This window comes from Pseudomonas sp. LTJR-52 (assembly GCF_003691465.1).
GTDB classification, from domain to species: Bacteria; Pseudomonadota; Gammaproteobacteria; order Pseudomonadales; family Pseudomonadaceae; genus Chryseomonas; species Chryseomonas luteola.
In genome coordinates this window covers 1813704-1831286 of record NZ_CP033105.1, presented here as the reverse complement: position 1 = coordinate 1831286, position 17583 = coordinate 1813704, and the positions used below count along the sequence as shown (strand labels likewise).

Here is a 17583-nt window from a genome sequence, read left to right as displayed (position 1 = left end):
CTAACCTGCACAGCGAAACACCAGCGCGCCTTCGAGCGATTCCAGCAGACGAACCTGCAGCCGATGCTCCTCTCCCTGCGCCTGGAATATGTACTCATATAGACCCTCCAATACGGCAGCCAGGCTCCGGGGCCAGCGCTCGGAAGACTCAAGTATTGGATAGCCACCATGCACGATCTCGATAGCCTTGCCCTGCACGCCAAAGCGTACCCAGCCCCAATCCATGGCCTTCCAGCGCTCGTTGACAACCCTCTCCAATGCCTCAAGTGTAGGCTGCTCGCTTAACGCCATGGATTCGCCCAGGCGAGCCCCTACCAGTCGCAGAAAACCCAGCGCATCGGTACTGCCAGCCGACTCATACATCTGGTTGATCAGCGTCAGAATAAGGCTGCCCCACCGCCCCCGCTCTTCTCGCGTGGACAAATAGGCAAGCGTCGCCTGTTCAATATCCTTGGACTGCATTACGGCAGGTTCTCCAGGTTGTGTTTCAAGTAGAGTTGTCCTGTGGTTTCGGAGTAATCACCAAAGGTATCGTAACTCAGCGCGCCGCCTACCTTGGTCTGCTTGCCCAGGCTGTATTCGAGTTTAGCGCCCGCATTGAGCGCAAGCCCACTGTCACTGCTGCCCTTGTATCGGGCGCTGCTGACATAGCCCTGCCCTGCAAGGAACTCCATGCTCGATTGTAAGGCCTTGTCGGTCGGGAAGTAGTCTTCACTCTTCTGATTGAACGCCTGAAAGCCGGGCGCCACGTTGAATTTCATGTCCCATTTGTTGTTGTACTTGGCGGTGTATTCGATCGGGAACGAGACGCCTACGTAATTTTGTGGGCTGAAATACCCGCCATGCCCGACGGTATAGCCGCTCAGATTCTTGTCAAAGCTGTTCCAGCCGAGGTGAATCCCTGTCTTGAGCTCACGGTCAGTCTCATGGATGGGGCGAACGTAGGCACCGGCATGGACTCCCAGAGCCTGGTTATCGGCAACGCCTTCTCCACGATAGATAAAGTAGTCGCCACCATAGTAAGCCCCCACATCGCCATCGTCGTAACTGTACTCAGCCGCTATACCGGTCTTGGTGACACCACCCCAGCGCTTGCCCGTCAGCGGGTCCTTGGCTCCTGCATAGGACAAGACGCTGTCTGTTACTGCGCGCCGTTCGACGGCCAGGGACAACTTGCCGTTATCCCCGATCTTGGGCGTCCATTTGAACCCTCCCACCAAGTTTTGCTTCTCAAACCCGAGCGGGGTCGTGCCGACATCTGCCTGGAATTGTTCATGCCTGATTGCGGCGCTAAGCGCTACCCCGGAGTCGGACTGCGAACCCGGCTCGTAGGACGCCATCACGGCACTGGCGCGGTTATTGACCAGGCTTTCGAGCAAAGCGCGACCTTTTCCACCCAGCGCATTGCCGGTATCTGCATTCAACAGCTCATTACGCACACTTTGCGCAGCGGCCTGTCGGTCAGCCGCCGTCATGTTGGTTCGGCTGTAATTGACGCTTTCAAGAAAATGCGTCGTAACCTTCTGCTCGAAGTTGAACGCCATCTGCCGATAGAGACTACCGGAGCCAAACCGGTTGGCGCTGTCGCCCTCCACCGACCCTGCGCTGATGGAAACAGGCGTGGCGGTAAGCTCCAGCCGGGTATTACCGAGCGGCACCAGTGAGACCGTCAACGGCGCATTGACCTCAGTCAGCCTGCTCAGGCCGGTATCGCCATCCCGTACACGAATGTTCATGCCCCCTTGGATGAAGGGCATCCGCGCCTGTTGAAGATCCGCCAGGGTTCGCTGAATATCAGTCATCAATGGATCGGCTGGCAGACCTGAAGAGGCTCGCTGCGTGTGCAGATAGCCTGGAACAGCAGAATCAGCGCCTGCATCGACCAGTATCAAAGGCGAGCCAGCCACCGCATACTCCTTGCGGAATGGATTGCCTTGCCCCAAGGCGGCCAACTCGGCAGACGAACCAGACGCCTGAGGTACCACGCCCTGTTGCTTGCGCTGAGCCGCTTTCAGAAGCTCGATGGCGGTGTCTGTTTTACCCTGGGCCTGAGCGATCCGGGCCGAAAGATAAAGCGAGGTGGCATTGTCTGTATGCCCGGCTTTCTTGAGAATGGCCGATGCGCGTGCCGGATCGCTCAATGCCAGGGCGGCATTCACACCACCCTTTATGGCGTCCTCGTTGGCAGGGGTCTGCGCCAGTACGTATTCGTACACACCCAGCGCCTCCTTGGGCATGTGTCCGCCATCATAGAGGCGTCCCATCGCTAACAGCAGGTCCGGGTCGCGCGGCGACTGCGCCAATGCAGCCATTAACAGGTCATACGCTCCGGCACTGTCGCCGCGCTTGCGCATCCAGTCTGCCTGATTGACAGCAATCCCCCGGCGCAAGCCGACCAGGCTGGCCTCATCCACTGCCGACAATCGCCCGCGACGCTCCAGCTGGTGCAGCAGCAGATCGGCTTCAGTCGTTTGACCGGCCTGGCTCAGCACCGAGACGACAGGCACATAATGGGTGACTGGCTGCTGGCCATCGTCACGCTCGAACGCTCTGACCAGCGACAATGCCCAGGCCGTTTGCCCCAGATCTGCCAGCGCCTGAGCTACAGCGCCGCGTCCACCAAGGTCCGAAGGCGCATTATCGTAGAGTTCGCGCAGGGCTTGGCGCGCCTGGAGCGGATTACCACCGGCAATGATCCTGCGTACGCGGGCGATACGGCTGTTTATTTCGGTGCGCGCGATCAATTGAAGCATGTCCGGGGTACGAGCCAGCAAAGGAACACGCTCGATATAGCGCTGGGCATCCTCCCAGCGTGCCTGCTCAATGGCGAATACTGCGGCGGCGTGCAAGGCTTCCGGATCGTTGCGGCGCGCATCCGGCTCCATAAGCGCCTGGGCCTGTACCGGGTCGGAACCGTGCAACAGCCGTGCATAGGCCAGGCGGATCCAGGGACTGTTTGGCGCAATGGCCAGGGTCTGCGCATAGAGTTTCAGCGCCTGCTCATTATTGCCGGCCACCGATGCCTTACGGGCACGCTCGCTCAAGGCCTGCGCTTCTACCTGCTCAAGGCTGCCGGCTGCCTGTTTGGACACGGCAGGGTGCGCCTTGAGCAACGCCAACGCCTCGGCACTGCGTTGTTGCATGAGATAGCTGTTGTACAGCCCCAACCCCGCGGCAGTGTCATCCGGGCGCGCGCTCAATAAAGGTTTATAAACGGCTTCCGCCTCGGCTGCCTTGCTATTACGCAGCAGAATGTCGCCATAAAGCAGCTTGCCCGAGCGCCCCTGCTCACCTGTTGCCTGCGCCAGAACCCGTGCCTGCTGCTCGGCCTCCATCAGGCGGCCCCGGTCACGTAAAGCGCGCACGGCAGTGAGTCGGCCGTAAAAATCGGCATTAGCTACGGCCTCCGCCCAACGAGCACGTTGCGTCGGATCAAGCTGACTGGCCCGCTCAAGGCTGCGCTTGGCCGCTTCGTAATCCTGGGCGCGCAATTGGATGATCCCCAGGCCGCCCCAGGCCTCGGCATCCTGTGGATCTTCCTGAAGCGCCTGCTGAAATTTACGGGCAGCCACATCGAGCCGGCCTGCGTTCAAATCCTTGAAGGCTGCTGCCCTTGCCTGCCCCTGGGCGCTCTCGGCCTGAGCGTTGACCACCGTCATGAAGTGCTGAACGACCTCGGCATCATTCGGATTGACCTGGGCGTAGCGCTCATACAGCGCCTGATCGGAAGATTCCGCACCCAACCACAGCAGCGCCTGTCGCCAGGGTTGCCGCGCTTCAGGCACCGAGCCTGACAGTTCGGCCAGCTGATGGATTCCCTCCCGCCGCGTCTCGTCCCGGTAGGTCAGCGCCTCGGCAAGCGCCAGACGCGCCTTGAGGTCGGCTGGATTGCGGCGAACCTGCTGCTCCAACCCATCGCGTCCCTGCACCCAACCGTTTTTTGTGCCTGCAAGCGTCTGGTAGTACTCAAGCGCTAAGTCATCTGGCGGAGGATTGCCGTTGAAAAGCGTCCCGTAGCGCAGGGCAGCCTCGTCAGCTTTGCCTTGGCTTGCCAGCTGACGTATTTGCGGCAACTCGCTGCGATCAAGCGTCTTGGCCTGCGCCTGGTTTTGCAGGATCTCGATGCGGGCGCTGTCCGGGTGCAGTTGTTTGAGTTTCTGCAACCAGCCTTCGTAGGCCGCCCTGTCAGTACCCAGGGCAAGCTGAGCCTGGCGGTACAGGACCTCCTCGGATGCTGGATCAACCTGTAGAGCACGGTCGAGCGCCTGACGAGCCATGTCCGGCCGGTTGCGGCTCTGCCAAAAGCTGGCTTGCTGTAGCAAAACGTCTATACCCTGATTTGCAATCGGCGTATCAGGCAGATTGGCATAGGTCATTCCGCTGAGCGCGCACAGCACCGCGACCGATAAGGTTTTCAGCGCATACTTCGGCATGATCAATTCCTTTTGCCCAGTCGCTTGTGGGCCTGGAGCCTAAGCAGTGTGTGAAGCCCAAATGCCGCCAGCACTGCGGCAAGCAACAACAACCCCATCAGGACCAGGGGCCGCTCACTGAACAGCCAGCGCACATACATGAACCAAGGCAACTCGCCATAGGTAAAGCGCAGCCCGGTACGAAAGCTCTCCACCTGACCATCACGACCAAACAAGGCGATATCGCCTCTGATCTCGGCGCTGTGTTCCGGGCTGTTCAAATAGGTAATTACATTAGGTAGGCGCTCTGGCTGGCTAGCCAATGCCATCACAACGACGCGCTTGCTGTTGAGAGGAGACTGCCGGCTGACAAACCCCTGAAAATCCCGATAGCCCGCCAGCGTGCGGTCGGCTGCATCTATCTGGCGATTCCAGTCGCCCAGCAATACTGTTTCAAGCATGCCGGTTGGCGTGAGCGGCTCGATACGAAGCCGGTTCTGGGTGAGTGTGAAGGACGAGCCCTGGAACAGCGTCTTGAAATCCAGCCGATCACCGATCTGGCCAACCACCAGCCAGTCGCGGTCCGCGACTTCAGGCAGACGTGTGGTTCCCAAGAGCACGGTTGCGTTAAGGGCAGGATAGCCCGTGGCATCACCGAAACGCCCCATCAGCGTCAATAAGGCCTCAATCTCACTGGCGCGGGGTGAATGAGGCAGAATGAGCGCCGTCTGGGAAAGATCGGCCATACGTGTAAAGGGAAAGCCGGCGCCAACGAAGAAAGACAGATTGGGCAGCTGTGAAAAGTGCTTGGCTCCGCTCAGGTCAATTACTGAGTCGCCGTCGATGTAGCTATGCGCTGACTCCGGCAGCACGAGGTTGCAGTCTTCGGTGCTGGTGACCTGCTGGTTGTAGTAAAACCCTAGCTGGTTATCGCCATAGATCAGATACGGTGGCACTTCGATCACTGCATCTTCCTGGCGGCTGGGGTAGCCCAGCAGTGACTTTACCTTTTCATACAGGCCCGGCTTGAGTACCGATACTGAACTCAGGTATTGCCCGTTAAGTGAGACATCCAGTCGGGAGCGTGCGGCGTCGTACCAATCCCCTTCGGGGAAGCGAAACCGTATGCGCATCGGCACATTGTCGCCTTCCCAGAGAAAGTTATCGGGTGCAGCGCGAAAACCTATCTTGATGACACCTGGAAAGAGATTGTCGCTGGTCAGCGCCTCAGGCTTTGCCAGATCAGCGAAGCGGGTAACCTGATTGGAGATCCAGCGCGGCGCATCGTAAGGCCGGCGGGCCGGGATCGAAAACGGCGCTAAATTAGCAGCTTTCCCTTTCAGACGATCCGACCTTAGTACCAGATTCTGAGCGGCGACGCGGACTTCCGATGCATCACGCCCCAGCACCAGCAGGAGCTTGCCCAGGGAATCACGGGGGTTATCGACCACGGCCAGCATAGGACCCTCAATCGCTGGCAGGGTTAAACCTGTAAAGGATTCGCGTGCCGTGCCAATGAGAACGGCATTCCCCATCGGCAGCTCATTGAAGCTGACCGGAAATTCAGCGCCACGAAAGCGGGACTGCATACCAAACCAGGAGGCGACTATCGCAGCGCCTTCTATCTCACCCGCTTCAGGTTGATCGGGCAGTACCACAGGCAGGCGCAGGCGGCTCATATCCGCCTCATCGAAAAAGGGTGCCGGCAGCAGCGCCAGATCGCGCGTAATAGGCAGCCTTTCCAAGGCCAGTTCCAGCGTGGAGGCAGGGTCTATTCTGGCCCACAGCGCAGGATGTAACGGGTTCTCACATTGCTGTGAATAATGCGCATCGAGGCGCAGGTTCAACCGGTTATAAGGCAGCAGGAGTAGCGGATTGATAGGCAGATCGACGTCCAGTCCCGAGGCGGTAGCAGGTACCAATGGAATGTTCTGAATCAGCTCATCGTTGACCGATACCTGCAGGACGCTGCTCTCGGTTAAAAGCTTGTCGGAATAGCTGAGGCGCAGGTGCAGCGTCGCGCCTGTAACCACCTGCTGGCGGTTGATGGAAAAAGCTACGCCCGCCTCCCCTCGCCGCCCCTTTAGCATCAGTGCGTCGGACACGCCCAACCGGCTAAGGCTGATCGATTCAACCCTGCCGGGCATAGCAGGCATGCCAGCAGAGGTTATTGTACTGACGGGTGGCGGCAAGGCCGGGAGCGGCGGAAGGGGCTGCTCATCAGCCTTGGACGGCAAGGAAATAATGCATAGCACAGCAACGACCACCAGGGCGGCGGCAGGCATCAGCGCCCTGGCAAATCCCCGTGGCTTGCGAGCATTGGTTGCGTTGCCGGGCGAGCGTCTGGTCGGCCGCCTGACCAGTAGCGCGCCCGATCGGATCACATTCCACAATGAGCGCAGCGGGTTATCTTCCTGTGTCGGGTGCGTCTTGAGCCAGGCATCTGGCCGCCCCATGACGATAGCCACCAAATCTCGGCGTTGGGCAATTGAGAGGGGTTTGTAACGCAACTGCACATAGCCATCGCGGGCATTGACCATGTCTGTACCCAGGATCAGAGGCGACTCGCCATACTGGATCTCGATCTCCTCGACTGGCGCGGACAACTCACCGCCCTTATAACGAAGCCGCGCACCACCCATGGAAATATCCACCGACTCGCTACGCACCACACGGCCATCGGCCAGGTACATGAGAATCGGCAGATTGACAGCGAGCCGCACGGTCTGGCGCACCTGCCGGGTCTCGAGTGCCGCTGCAATGGCCGCCAACAGGATCAACATGTTGAAGACTGTCCAGCCAATGTTGAGCATCAGCGTGAACAGATCCGGCCGAATTGCTTCGATCCAGAAATACTTGGCAATACCAAACAGGATGCCGGCACACAAAAAGCCCACCGTAATCAGGTGCGGCTTCACCACAGGAAAATCGAAGAAGCCCCGGTCCAGCAGATCGCCCTTGTCCGTCACGTTGAACTTGCCCTTCCTGGGGTTGAACAGCGTATAGAGCGTGGGCTTGATCAGGTGAAAGGCCAGCACCGTCTCGTAGATTTCCCCCCAGAAGGAATGACGGTGTTTACCCTGGATACGGGCGTTGGTCAGGATCGACAGCACCAGATGGGGCAAGGCATAGGCAAAAATGGTCTGCGCCGAGGCAGCGATGATGTTCTGTCCCAGCAGCAGGAAGGCCAGCGGCGATGTCAGGAAGACAAAGCGCGGCAGGGCAAACTGGAAATGCAGCATGGCGTTCAGATAGCAGAGCCGCTGAGGCAATGCCAGACCCCTTCCGAGCAGCGGGTTATCCAGCCGGAAGATCTGCGTCATGCCTCGCGCCCAGCGCATACGCTGACCGACATGCAAGGCTAGGCGCTCTGTTGAAAGGCCTGCTGCCATGGGGACGCTGATAAAGGCTGTGTTCCAACCCTTGCGCTGCAGCTTGAGCGCCGTATGCGCGTCTTCGGTTACGGTCTCGACGGCAAATCCGTTCGTATCCTCCAGGGCCTTGCGGCGGATAATGGCACAAGAGCCGCAAAAGAACGTGGCATTCCACAGGTCGTTGCCCTTCTGAATCGGGCCATAGAACAGCTCATCCTCACTAGGAACCTTGCCCTGGGTACTGAGGTTGCGGGCAAACGGGTCTGGCGAATAGAAGTGATGTGGCGTCTGCACCAAGGCGAGTTTGGAGTCATCGAGGAACTGCCCGACCGTGGCCTGCAGGAAAACCCGGGTCGTGACGTGATCACAGTCGAAGATGCAGATCAGGTCGCCGTGGGTCTTGGTCATCGCATGGTTGAGATTACCGGCCTTCGCATGATTGTTGTCCGGCCGAACGATATATCCCACGCCTGCGGCAGCGGCATATGCACCAAATTCGGGTCGGCAACCATCATCGAGTACATAGATCCTGAGTTTGTCGGCCGGGTAATTCAGATTCTGGGCAGCCAGGATCGTATCCTGTACTACGCTCAGGCTCTCGTTATAGGTCGGAATGTAGACATCCACGCTTGGCCACACCGAGGTATCGGCTGGCAGACGGCTGGGCCTGCGCTCAAGCGGCCATGCACTCTGGAAATAGCCCAACAGCAGGATGATCCAGGCGTAGACCTCGGCCAGGTACAGACCGATGCCCAGAACCCACTCCACGCCATTGCTGAAGTGCAGCGTCTCGGTGGTACGCCAGTAGAGATAGCGTGTCGAAAGCGTGATCGAGATGACCACCAGCGTCAGGGTGATTCGGGAAGAAGGATTGCGCTTGAGCACCATCGTAAACAGGATGGCAGCCACGCTTAGCAGCAGCTGCATCTCGATACTCATCGGCACCATGATGATCAGTGCAAGGATGGGCAACGCCAGAACAACAAGCCCGCTGGCTGCGAGCTTTCCGACTCCAGAATTCATCCTTGATTCCTCAGGAATACTGCCGTTGACGCGTATCAGATACAGGTGTGGTCTGCTGCTCAAGCGCGGCCAGTAATCGCTGCGCAAGCATATCGAGGTCATGGGCGGCGGCCGATGCCGAATCGAATGCGAAAACCGATTGCTGACTTGCCAGCGCCTCAGGCAGTGACTCGTCACGATGGATCATGCCCAGCAATGCGCCACCGCAGCGCGCCTGCAGAAACACCGAGACGTCTCGATTGAGGCGCCGCCGCCGATCCACCTGATTGACTACATAGCGCACGGTTTCCGTTCCAGCACTGCCAAAGAACTCACCGGATTCGATATCCGGCAACAATGCAACCGAGCCTGCATCGGCCAACAGTACCGCTATGCAGAGATCGGCCTGATGGATAAGCGCGCTTAGAGCAGCGCTTGGGCCAGGCGGCGTATCTGCCAATACAATTACATTGGGAATCGTGAGCAGATCTGCCAGCCCTTCCTTCAGAAAAGAAGGATCATTGAGCAGGCGGTGCTCGAACGCCAGACGCGTCGTTGCGCTAACCCGTCCGTATGGCAGCACCTGAATATTGCTTGGAGAGGTTACCTTTAGCTGCCGCCAGTCTGCGCCCGCCAGAGCGCTTTCAACAAATCCCTGACTCAGCCCGAGCGGCAACCCAAAATGCAGGCGCAAAGCGTTCTGCACGTCGAAGTCAACCAACACGACTGGACGCCCTAGACGCTGAAGTGCATACCCCAGGCTGGCCGTCACGGTCGTCTTGCCTACACCGCCCTTGGGAGAGGCAACACAGATTAACGGCATGTGGCAATACTCTTGAGTAGCGCTTTCAGAGAGCCCTGAGATTGAAGGTCTACCTCGTCCACTGCCGGTTTAATTTTGAAGATATTGCCAAACGGGTGAGCGGCTGAGGCAGGCTTGGCCTGGACATTCACCGGAGGAGCGATGCCTGACGAGGGCTCACGCGCCTCTTGTAAGGGATTGCTCGTCACCGCTGGAATGGCCTCGGTAGAGACCGCAGAAGAAGAATGAATAATAGGTAATGGCTGATCAACAGGCGAGGCAATGGCCTCGAGAAGTGCCCACCCCAGCGTATCCCCTGCTTGAGCCGATGCCCCAGACTGCCGGTTCAGGTTTTCTTCATTAAGGCTGTTAATGTAGTCCCGGATGTCCCGCTCGCTCATGATAGCAATCGTCTGTATGGCAATTTGCTATCATTTTAATACCTAATACACAATCGATCATTATCTTTTGCGATATTTGTCACATTATGGAGATCCGCCAGATAAATGGCTGTTTAATCCCTACAGGCGGAAAGCTGACAACGCGTGCTAGTCATTTCACAGGCTGTATTGGCTATAAACCGGTTTGCTGCATAATGTCTGTTTCTTGTAACAGATCGCTCGGCTATCACCTTTTCATCTCGGCCCAGCCTTCTTTTGGGGTTTGTTAATGCTGAAATTCTTCCGCTCCGTTTCACTTGCGCTAGGCCTTCTGCCTCTGGGCTTACCCGCTCTGACCTACGCCGACACTGCCGTGCTGCCACCTAAAGTGCAGCAGCTCATGCAAAAGAACAAACTGGCCAATGACGAGCTGTCCCTGGTCATGATTCCGCTGGATGCTGCCGGAAGCGCTGACTTTTACAATGCCGATGTTTCCGTAAACCCTGCTTCTACCATGAAGCTCATTACGACATTTGCGGCGTTGGAACTGCTAGGTCCTACCTATCAGTGGAAGACAGAGTTCTATACCGATGGCCAGCTCCACAACGGAGTGCTCAACGGCAACCTTTATCTCAAGGGCGGTGGCGATCCAAAGCTGAACATGGAAAAGCTGTGGCTGATGATGCGTGATCTGCGTGCCAATGGCGTCACCCAGGTCAACGGGGATCTGGTTCTGGATCGCGGCCGCTTCATCAAACCCGAACTTCCTGTTTTCAACGATGACGGCAACGATGAGAACAAGCCGTTCCTGGTTGGCCCGGATGCCTTGATGGTCAATCTGAAGTCGGTCCGCATGGTCATTCGTGCCGATGACGGCAAGGCCAGCGTCTCGATGGACCCGCCGTTGACCAATGTGCGGGTTGAGAATCAGGTCAAGGCCGTGGGCAAAGGCAAGTGCCCTGCGTGGCCTGAAATACGGTTCAACCCAGTCACGGAAGCAGACGGCACTGCCCTCATCGTGACGGGCAACCTGCCTAGCGGCTGTAGTGCCCAGAGCTATCTGTCCCTGCTGGACCACCCAAGCTATACCGCAGGTGCCGTACGCGCCATCTGGAAGGAACTGGGCGGCACCATCATGGGCAAGGACCGGGAGGGTACGGTACCCAAGAGCGCAGAGCTGCTGGCTCGCTCCTTTTCGCCCGATCTGGTCGAGATCATTCGCGATATCAACAAATACAGTAACAACACCATGGCGCGACAGCTGTTCCTGTCCATTGGTGCCCAATACCGCACCAGCGCGGACGCGAATGATGGCGTAGCGGCGCAGCGTGTGATTCGTCAGTGGCTGGCCCGCAAAGGTATCACCGCCACGCACCTGGTCATGGAAAACGGCTCGGGACTGTCCCGCGATGAGCGCATTAGCGCGCGGGAAATGGGCCTGATTCTTCAGGCAGCCTGGCGAAGCCCCTATGCCTACGAATACATCTCTTCCCTGCCCATTGCAGGCATGGACGGCACGCTGCGCAAGCGCCTGAAGAATACACCCCTGCTCGGACAGGCCCACATGAAGACGGGAACGCTCAATAACGTACGTGCCCTGGCCGGCTTCAGCCGGGATGCCAATGGCAGGACGTGGGCGGTGGTTGCGATTCTGAACAGCAGCCGTCCCTGGGGTGCGTCCAGCGTACTGGATCAGGTTATGGTGGATCTGTACAACCGTACCAGGCAGGACAGCACTGCTGCTCGCTGAGAACAGCGGTTACGGGAGGGCTTCAGCCCTCCCGCTCCCAGGCACACCGTGCCCGCAAGTCATCTTCCTGTGGGCTATGGAAGCCTTTCTCAGATTCCCAACGGAACGTATGAGTACCGCTCAAGGCGGTTTCCAGATGCACCACGGCGCTGGCCCAATAGAGGCGTTTGAGCAGGGCCTCGAACTCTTCGACCCATAGTTTCCACTCATACTCGACGCCCTCATAACTGGCACCAAAGTGAATGACCTGGGTTTTATAAAGACCTGCGCCGGCCTGCTCGCACTGGCTGAACATCTCCCGCCCCAGAAATGCCCAGGAATCATGAGGGAGATTGGCCAGGACACGACGATTCAAAGCCCGGCGCATGCGGCGCTCCATGGAGTCGCTCGTCGGCCAATCCTTGATGCAGCCATACACTATGGATTCCGAATCCACGGAACACTCCCTCTTCGCTACTCCTTGGGCTTTTATCACAGCCGCCTGGCCGATTAAACGCCGCGCAACACCTGAATGATCGCTCCGTGATGCAAGGCACTGAGACGAGTGAAATAAAAAGAGGTAGCGCAGAAAAGACAAAACCAGAGCAAGCAATGCTTGGCTCTGGTTTTGTCTCACAACTGACATCGGCAAGGCAGGCCGGTGAAGAGAACCCTACTCTTTTGCACCTCTTTGGGCAAGAATTTTCTCCTACGCACCAAACAGGAGCAAAAAGCGGGGAGCAGTCGGTCTCTATCGATTCTTAAACACTTGATTAGGAAAGACTTTTCATCTTTAAGCCGTCGACGCTAGATCATTCCCAACAACACCAGCACGAGCAGTACGACCAGCAACACGCCCACGATTCCAGACGGGCCATATCCCCAGCTGCGCGAATGCGGAAACACGGGCAATCCACCAATCAACAGAACAAGCAGGACCAGAACCAATATGGTAGTCAGCGACATGATGCATCTCCTTATAACCGCTACGGGAATCCACAGCACAGGTCGCTTCCCATCACCGAGACCGGAAAAGCTCGGGGAGTAAGAAGAAAGCGTACCTGTACTATCGGACTGCTACCCCTGCGGAAAAGTCCTGCAACCGCTTCGCTTGTTGATGAGAAGCACACTATTTTCTGTTTAGTACGGCTTGGGCACAGGCCCCTTCAATAATTTGAGAAACATCAGCGAAACCGTTTGTGCGTCCCCAAGCGCGGTATGCCGCCCCGTTACCGGTATGTCCAGTGCCCGCGACAGGGTGTCAAAGCGCAGATCCAGATGCACGTCAGGAAACAAACGGCTGACCTTGCGATGATAGAGAGCTGACACTTCGATCCGGGGATTCGTCAGTCTAGGCATCCCGTAACGGCGGAAATGACGACTGAGCACTGCGATATCAAAGGACACGTAATAACCCAGCAGCGGGCGATTTCCAATGAAGTCTTGCAGTTGTCTCAGGGCATCCTGGATATTGAGCTGCCCCTCCAGATCCATCCGACGTAGCTTGTGTATGCGGATCGATTCGGCGTCCAGGCTGGGCGGCGGCTCGACGTACAGCTCAAGACGTTCCCCTACCTGCATCTTCCCCTGTCGAATGAGTATGGCACCCACACTGAGAATATCGGCCCGACGTGAATCAAGGCTGGTCGTTTCCAAGTCCAGCGAAACGATCTCATCGGCGTCCATCGGGTCATGCCACCACCAATGCAGGCGTTGCCGCCAAAGGGGCCAATGCAAATCAGGTCTTGAGATGTAGGCAGCCATCAACGCGTATCCAGATGAAACAGACGTCCCAGGGTTTGCTTGAATTTTTTAACTACATGGAGGCTGAAGCGCAGCAGGTCTCGCTCGGCCCGGCTCAGGATCGACACATCGATACCTTGCGTTAATCCACTCCTGTCGCCTGCCAATTGCTGTGACAGCCGTAGCTGCATGAACAGCTCGAAAGCCTCAGCGAGGTTATCAGCCATGTTTCGATCCAGAACGCCCCGCTCGCCCAGCATCTGCAGTCTGCCCAAGGTGCCACGCACCATCAAACCGTCTCGCAGGGCGAGTATTCGGGCCCCATGAACGATCGGAAAAAGACCGCCACGCTTGATGTCCAGGCGTTCACCGGATGTTTTGAGCCCACCAAACAAGGTCAATGGCGTATCGAACTGTAAAGCAGCCAGCGCCATATCGCTCAGCCATCGCTCCCCCGGGCCAGACCACACGCTCAGCTGAGCGTGCACAGCCATAAACCAATGCTCATTTCCGGCTACAGGGTGGGCATCCATCAGAATGGACAGACGCAGCAGCTGCTCAGGATGCCCCTCGCGGGCGGCCGTCAGAAGCTCATGCCGCCACTCACTGATAGGCTTGCACCACACCGCATTCGAGGCCATTACCCCTCCTGGGCATTGAGGGTAACCAAACCCCATGAGTGCCTCGTTGAAGCGGGCCATCCAGGCCAAAGCTTCCTCGTTTGCAATGTCGTCCGCATGAATCAGCGCATTATCCTGATCGGTCTTGAGCAGTTGCTCTCCTCGCCCCTCACTTCCCATGACCACCAGGCAACAACGGGAGCGATACGCTACAGGAACACACTGCTCGAAGACACGCGCCAGCAACTGCTCATTCAACGCGCTGACCAACTGCATGATAAAGCGCAGCCGGATGCCATTACCCTCCAGGGTAGCAATCAACGTATCCAGGGTTTCGGCGGCTCGCTGCAACTCATCGAGCGTTTCGGCGCGGGCGATCCGCAGCGCCAGAACGTGAGAGTGAGTGGAAAAGAGACTCAGCACCTGGGTTAGATGCAGCAGGCCGACTGCCTGACTGCCGTGTCTGACCACGACCCGCTCGATGCGTTGGCGGGTCATAAGAATCATGGCATCGAATAGAAAGTCGCCCAGCTCTATAGAGGCCAGCGGCTGATGCGCTAGCGTCCCGATAGGTGTCTCGTCGCCCAGCTCCTGCTGGAAATGGGCAACCATCAGGTCCGTTCTGGTCACAATACCCAGTCCTTCAAAGCCGTCTTCCAGCCGGACCAGCAACGCATCGGCGCCGACCTTTAGCTGCGTACGGGCAGCCTCGCCCAATGACAGATCGGCACCTACTTCCACGGCAGGCAGCAAATGCTCGCGGGCAATGCGGGTCAGAATGAACTCCGCCAGATTCTGCCCGTCCCGGCGTGCCAGTTGCCGCTTGGTGGCAAGGCTTGCCTGGAAATAAGAAGCAAACGAGGTATTTCGCTCGCACAGTTCATGAAACATCTTGGCGTTGAGTTCGTAGACAATGCTCTCTTCAACAGCTCGATAGGCATGCCGGGTCTGCCCATCAAAAAGCCCCCGCACATCAAAGAGATCGTCCGGCCCATAGTGTGCAAATAGCTGGTCGTCCTTGCCACGCTCCTCAATGACACCCTTCAGCACGATATAGAGTGCAAGCGTGACGCTACCCGGCTCGATCAGTATCTCGCCAGGCACGTAGTATCCGACCGATAGCGCCGAGCGAAGCAGGTTACGTTCATACTCACTGAGTGTGTCGAACGGGGCTGCCTCGAAGTTGAAATTATCCGGCATGACGCGAATTCGCCTGAAATGAAAACGGCAGGCCCTGACGAGCCTGCCGATTCAGTACGACTTAGTGAGCCACTGCGCCGGAAGCGCCAAGACCCGTCTGAGAGCGAACGAACTGAGGGAAGAATCGAGCACGCTCTTCATCGGCTGCGGTAGATTTGTCCGTAATCGAGAAGAACCAGATCCCAATGAACGCTACGAGCATGGAGAACAGTGCTGGATACTCATAAGGGTAGATCGCCTTTTCATGACCCAGGATAGTGACCCAGATGGTCGGGCCTAGAATCATCAGAGCCACCGCTGTGATCAGCCCCAACCAGCCACCAATCATGGCACCTCGCGTGGTCAGTTTCTTCCAGTACATGGAGAGCAGCAGTACCGGGAAGTTACAGCTGGCCGCAATCGAGAAGGCCAGACCCACCATGAAGGCAATGTTCTGTTTCTCGAACAGAATACCCAGGCCGATCGCAACCACACCCAGAGCCAATGTGGTGATCTTGGAGACACGCAACTCATCCTTTTCGTTGGCATTGCCTTTCTTGATCACACTGGCATAGAGGTCATGGGACACCGCCGAGGCACCCGCCAGGGTCAGACCTGCTACCACCGCAAGGATGGTTGCAAACGCTACCGCCGAGATGAACCCCAGGAAGATGCTGCCGCCCACCGCGTTGGCCAGGTGCACCGCCGCCATGTTGTTGCCACCAATCAGGCCACCGGCAGCATCCTTGAACGCAGGATTGGTGCTGACGAGCAGGATCGCGCCAAAACCAATGATAAAGGTCAGGATGTAGAAATAACCGATGAAACCGGTAGCGTAGAACACGCTCTTGCGAGCTTCTTTGGCATCACTCACCGTGAAGAAGCGCATAAGAATGTGCGGCAGACCTGCAGTACCAAACATCAGCGCCAGCCCCAGGGAGAAAGCCGAGATTGGGTCTTTTACCAGACCGCCGGGGCTCATGATGGCCTCGCCTTTCGGATGGACCGCGATAGCCTGGGAGAACAGCGCACTGAAGTCGAAGTTGACGGACTTCATTACCATGACGGCCATGAAGCTTGCGCCCGAAAGCAGCAGCACCGCCTTGATGATCTGTACCCAGGTGGTTGCTAGCATGCCACCAAACAATACGTACATCACCATGAGGATGCCGACCAGGATCACCGCCACGTGGTAGTCAAGGCCGAATAGCAGCTGAATCAGCTTGCCGGCACCTACCATCTGAGCGATCAGATACAACGCCACCACCACCAACGAACCACAGGCAGACAGGGTACGGATTTCCTTCTGCTTGAGACGGTAAGAGGCAACGTCGGCAAAGGTGTATTTGCCCAGGTTACGCAAGCGCTCGGCAATCAGGAACAGAATGATCGGCCATCCGACCAGAAAGCCGATGGAGTAGATCAAGCCGTCATAACCCGACGTAAATACCAGCGCGGAAATACCCAGAAAGGAGGCGGCAGACATATAGTCGCCTGCGATTGCCAAACCATTCTGAAAGCCCGTGATGCGACCGCCAGCAGCGTAGTAATCTGCCGCTGAACGGTTGCGTTTGGAAGCCCAATAAGTGATCCCCAATGTCCCCGCCACGAAAGCAACGAACATTACGATAGCGGCCACGTTCAAAGGTTGCCGTTGAACGGCACCGGTCAACGCATCGGCAGCCCAGGCAGCCGGAGCGAACAGAGCCAGTCCCATTACTGCAGAGAGAGGCGCTTTCATTGTTGAACCTCCTTCAAAATGGCACGGTTAAGCTGGTCGAATTCACCGTTGGCACGGCGAACATAGACACCTGTCAGGATAAAAGCGGAAAGAATCAGACCGACACCGATCGGAATTCCCCAGGTAATCGGACTATCCGGGTTGATCCGAGCACCTAATACATGTGGCGCAAAGGCGATAAGCAGGATGAAGGCGACGTAGAGTCCTAACATGATCAGGGAAAGCAGCCAGGCAAAACGCTCACGCTTGGCAACCAGTTCTTTGAATTGCGGATTTTGTTCTATCCGCCGGTAGATGCTGTCGTTCATTATTGTTGTCCTCACAGCGTGACGGGGATCGTCGATTTGTACTCTAGGCTACCGGCACCTGACAGCCAGACGACTTTAGTCGTAACCGGGATAAAGGGGCTGTTTCGCGGGATAAAGGGTAGAGGCTTAAAAGTGCGACCCTACAGCCCCGCTGACGCGGCGGGACTGGAGCGGTCGGCATATGGCTTGGATGCCGAATACGCTTACGGCGGCAACAGCAACGTGGGCTATCCGGCCTGATCAACCATAGCTATTTGTGTGACGGCATGTGTCTCGAGAGTTGTCGGCGGGCC

The 17583-nt window shown here is 57.4% G+C and carries 13 protein-coding genes; 2 read left to right on the top strand and 11 right to left on the bottom strand.

From position 1 onward, the window contains the following. From bcsD to EAW52_RS08490, 5 genes are read right to left on the bottom strand one after another with little or no spacing between them, the layout of a single operon-like run. Nucleotides 1-462, bottom strand: coding sequence for a cellulose biosynthesis protein BcsD (bcsD, locus tag EAW52_RS08510; RefSeq protein WP_122042100.1), 462 nt, complete (start codon nt 460-462; stop codon nt 1-3). After that, nucleotides 462-4433, bottom strand: a complete 3972-nt coding sequence (locus EAW52_RS08505) for a cellulose biosynthesis protein BcsC (protein WP_122042099.1) — start codon at nt 4431-4433, stop codon at nt 462-464. Before EAW52_RS08505 ends, bcsD begins: the two co-directional genes overlap by 1 nt. Nucleotides 4434-4435: 2 nt before the next feature. Beyond that, a complete protein-coding gene (bcsA, locus tag EAW52_RS08500) occupies nt 4436-8809 on the bottom strand; it encodes a UDP-forming cellulose synthase catalytic subunit (protein ID WP_122042098.1) in 4374 nt (1457 codons plus the stop codon). Nucleotides 8810-8819: 10 nt separating this feature from the next. After that, entirely contained in the window at nt 8820-9611 is a 792-nt protein-coding gene (bcsQ, locus tag EAW52_RS08495) for a cellulose biosynthesis protein BcsQ (protein ID WP_122042097.1), read from the bottom strand. Beyond that, on the bottom strand, nt 9602-9991 hold the full coding sequence (locus EAW52_RS08490; protein ID WP_122042096.1) for a hypothetical protein: 390 nt from the start codon (nt 9989-9991) through the stop codon (nt 9602-9604). Before EAW52_RS08490 ends, bcsQ begins: the two co-directional genes overlap by 10 nt. Before the next feature lie 268 nt (nt 9992-10259). Between EAW52_RS08490 and dacB the strand changes: the two genes are divergently transcribed. Next, a complete protein-coding gene (gene dacB, locus EAW52_RS08485; protein ID WP_122042095.1) occupies nt 10260-11720 on the top strand; it encodes a D-alanyl-D-alanine carboxypeptidase/D-alanyl-D-alanine-endopeptidase in 1461 nt (486 codons plus the stop codon). A 22-nt stretch (nt 11721-11742) separates the two neighbouring features. Here the strand turns inward: dacB and EAW52_RS08480 are convergent, their stop codons facing one another. Then, nucleotides 11743-12156: a hypothetical protein gene (locus tag EAW52_RS08480; protein ID WP_010795076.1), complete on the bottom strand. Its 414-nt coding sequence runs from the start codon at nt 12154-12156 to the stop codon at nt 11743-11745. An 86-nt stretch (nt 12157-12242) separates the two neighbouring features. On the opposite strand from EAW52_RS08480, the gene EAW52_RS08475 reads away from it, so the two are divergent. After that, complete coding sequence (locus EAW52_RS08475) at nt 12243-12464, top strand: hypothetical protein (protein ID WP_162997610.1); 222 nt, start codon at nt 12243-12245, stop codon at nt 12462-12464. A 42-nt stretch (nt 12465-12506) separates the two neighbouring features. Here EAW52_RS08475 and EAW52_RS08470 read toward each other — a convergent pair whose 3' ends face one another. The 5 genes from EAW52_RS08470 to EAW52_RS08450 form a co-directional block, all read right to left on the bottom strand. Continuing rightward, on the bottom strand, nt 12507-12665 hold the full coding sequence (locus EAW52_RS08470) for a DUF3309 family protein (protein ID WP_010795077.1): 159 nt from the start codon (nt 12663-12665) through the stop codon (nt 12507-12509). A gap of 174 nt (nt 12666-12839) precedes the next feature. After that, on the bottom strand, nt 12840-13463 hold the full coding sequence (locus EAW52_RS08465; RefSeq protein WP_122042093.1) for a 3'-5' exonuclease: 624 nt from the start codon (nt 13461-13463) through the stop codon (nt 12840-12842). Next, on the bottom strand, nt 13463-15262 hold the full coding sequence (locus EAW52_RS08460) for a DUF294 nucleotidyltransferase-like domain-containing protein (RefSeq protein ID WP_122042092.1): 1800 nt from the start codon (nt 15260-15262) through the stop codon (nt 13463-13465). The genes EAW52_RS08465 and EAW52_RS08460 overlap by 1 nt, the downstream gene beginning before the upstream one ends. Before the next feature lie 61 nt (nt 15263-15323). Then, entirely contained in the window at nt 15324-16982 is a 1659-nt protein-coding gene (locus EAW52_RS08455; protein ID WP_122042091.1) for a cation acetate symporter, read from the bottom strand. Beyond that, nucleotides 16979-17290, bottom strand: coding sequence for a DUF485 domain-containing protein (locus EAW52_RS08450; protein ID WP_019365825.1), 312 nt, complete (start codon nt 17288-17290; stop codon nt 16979-16981). Before EAW52_RS08450 ends, EAW52_RS08455 begins: the two co-directional genes overlap by 4 nt. Nucleotides 17291-17583 lie beyond the last annotated feature (293 nt).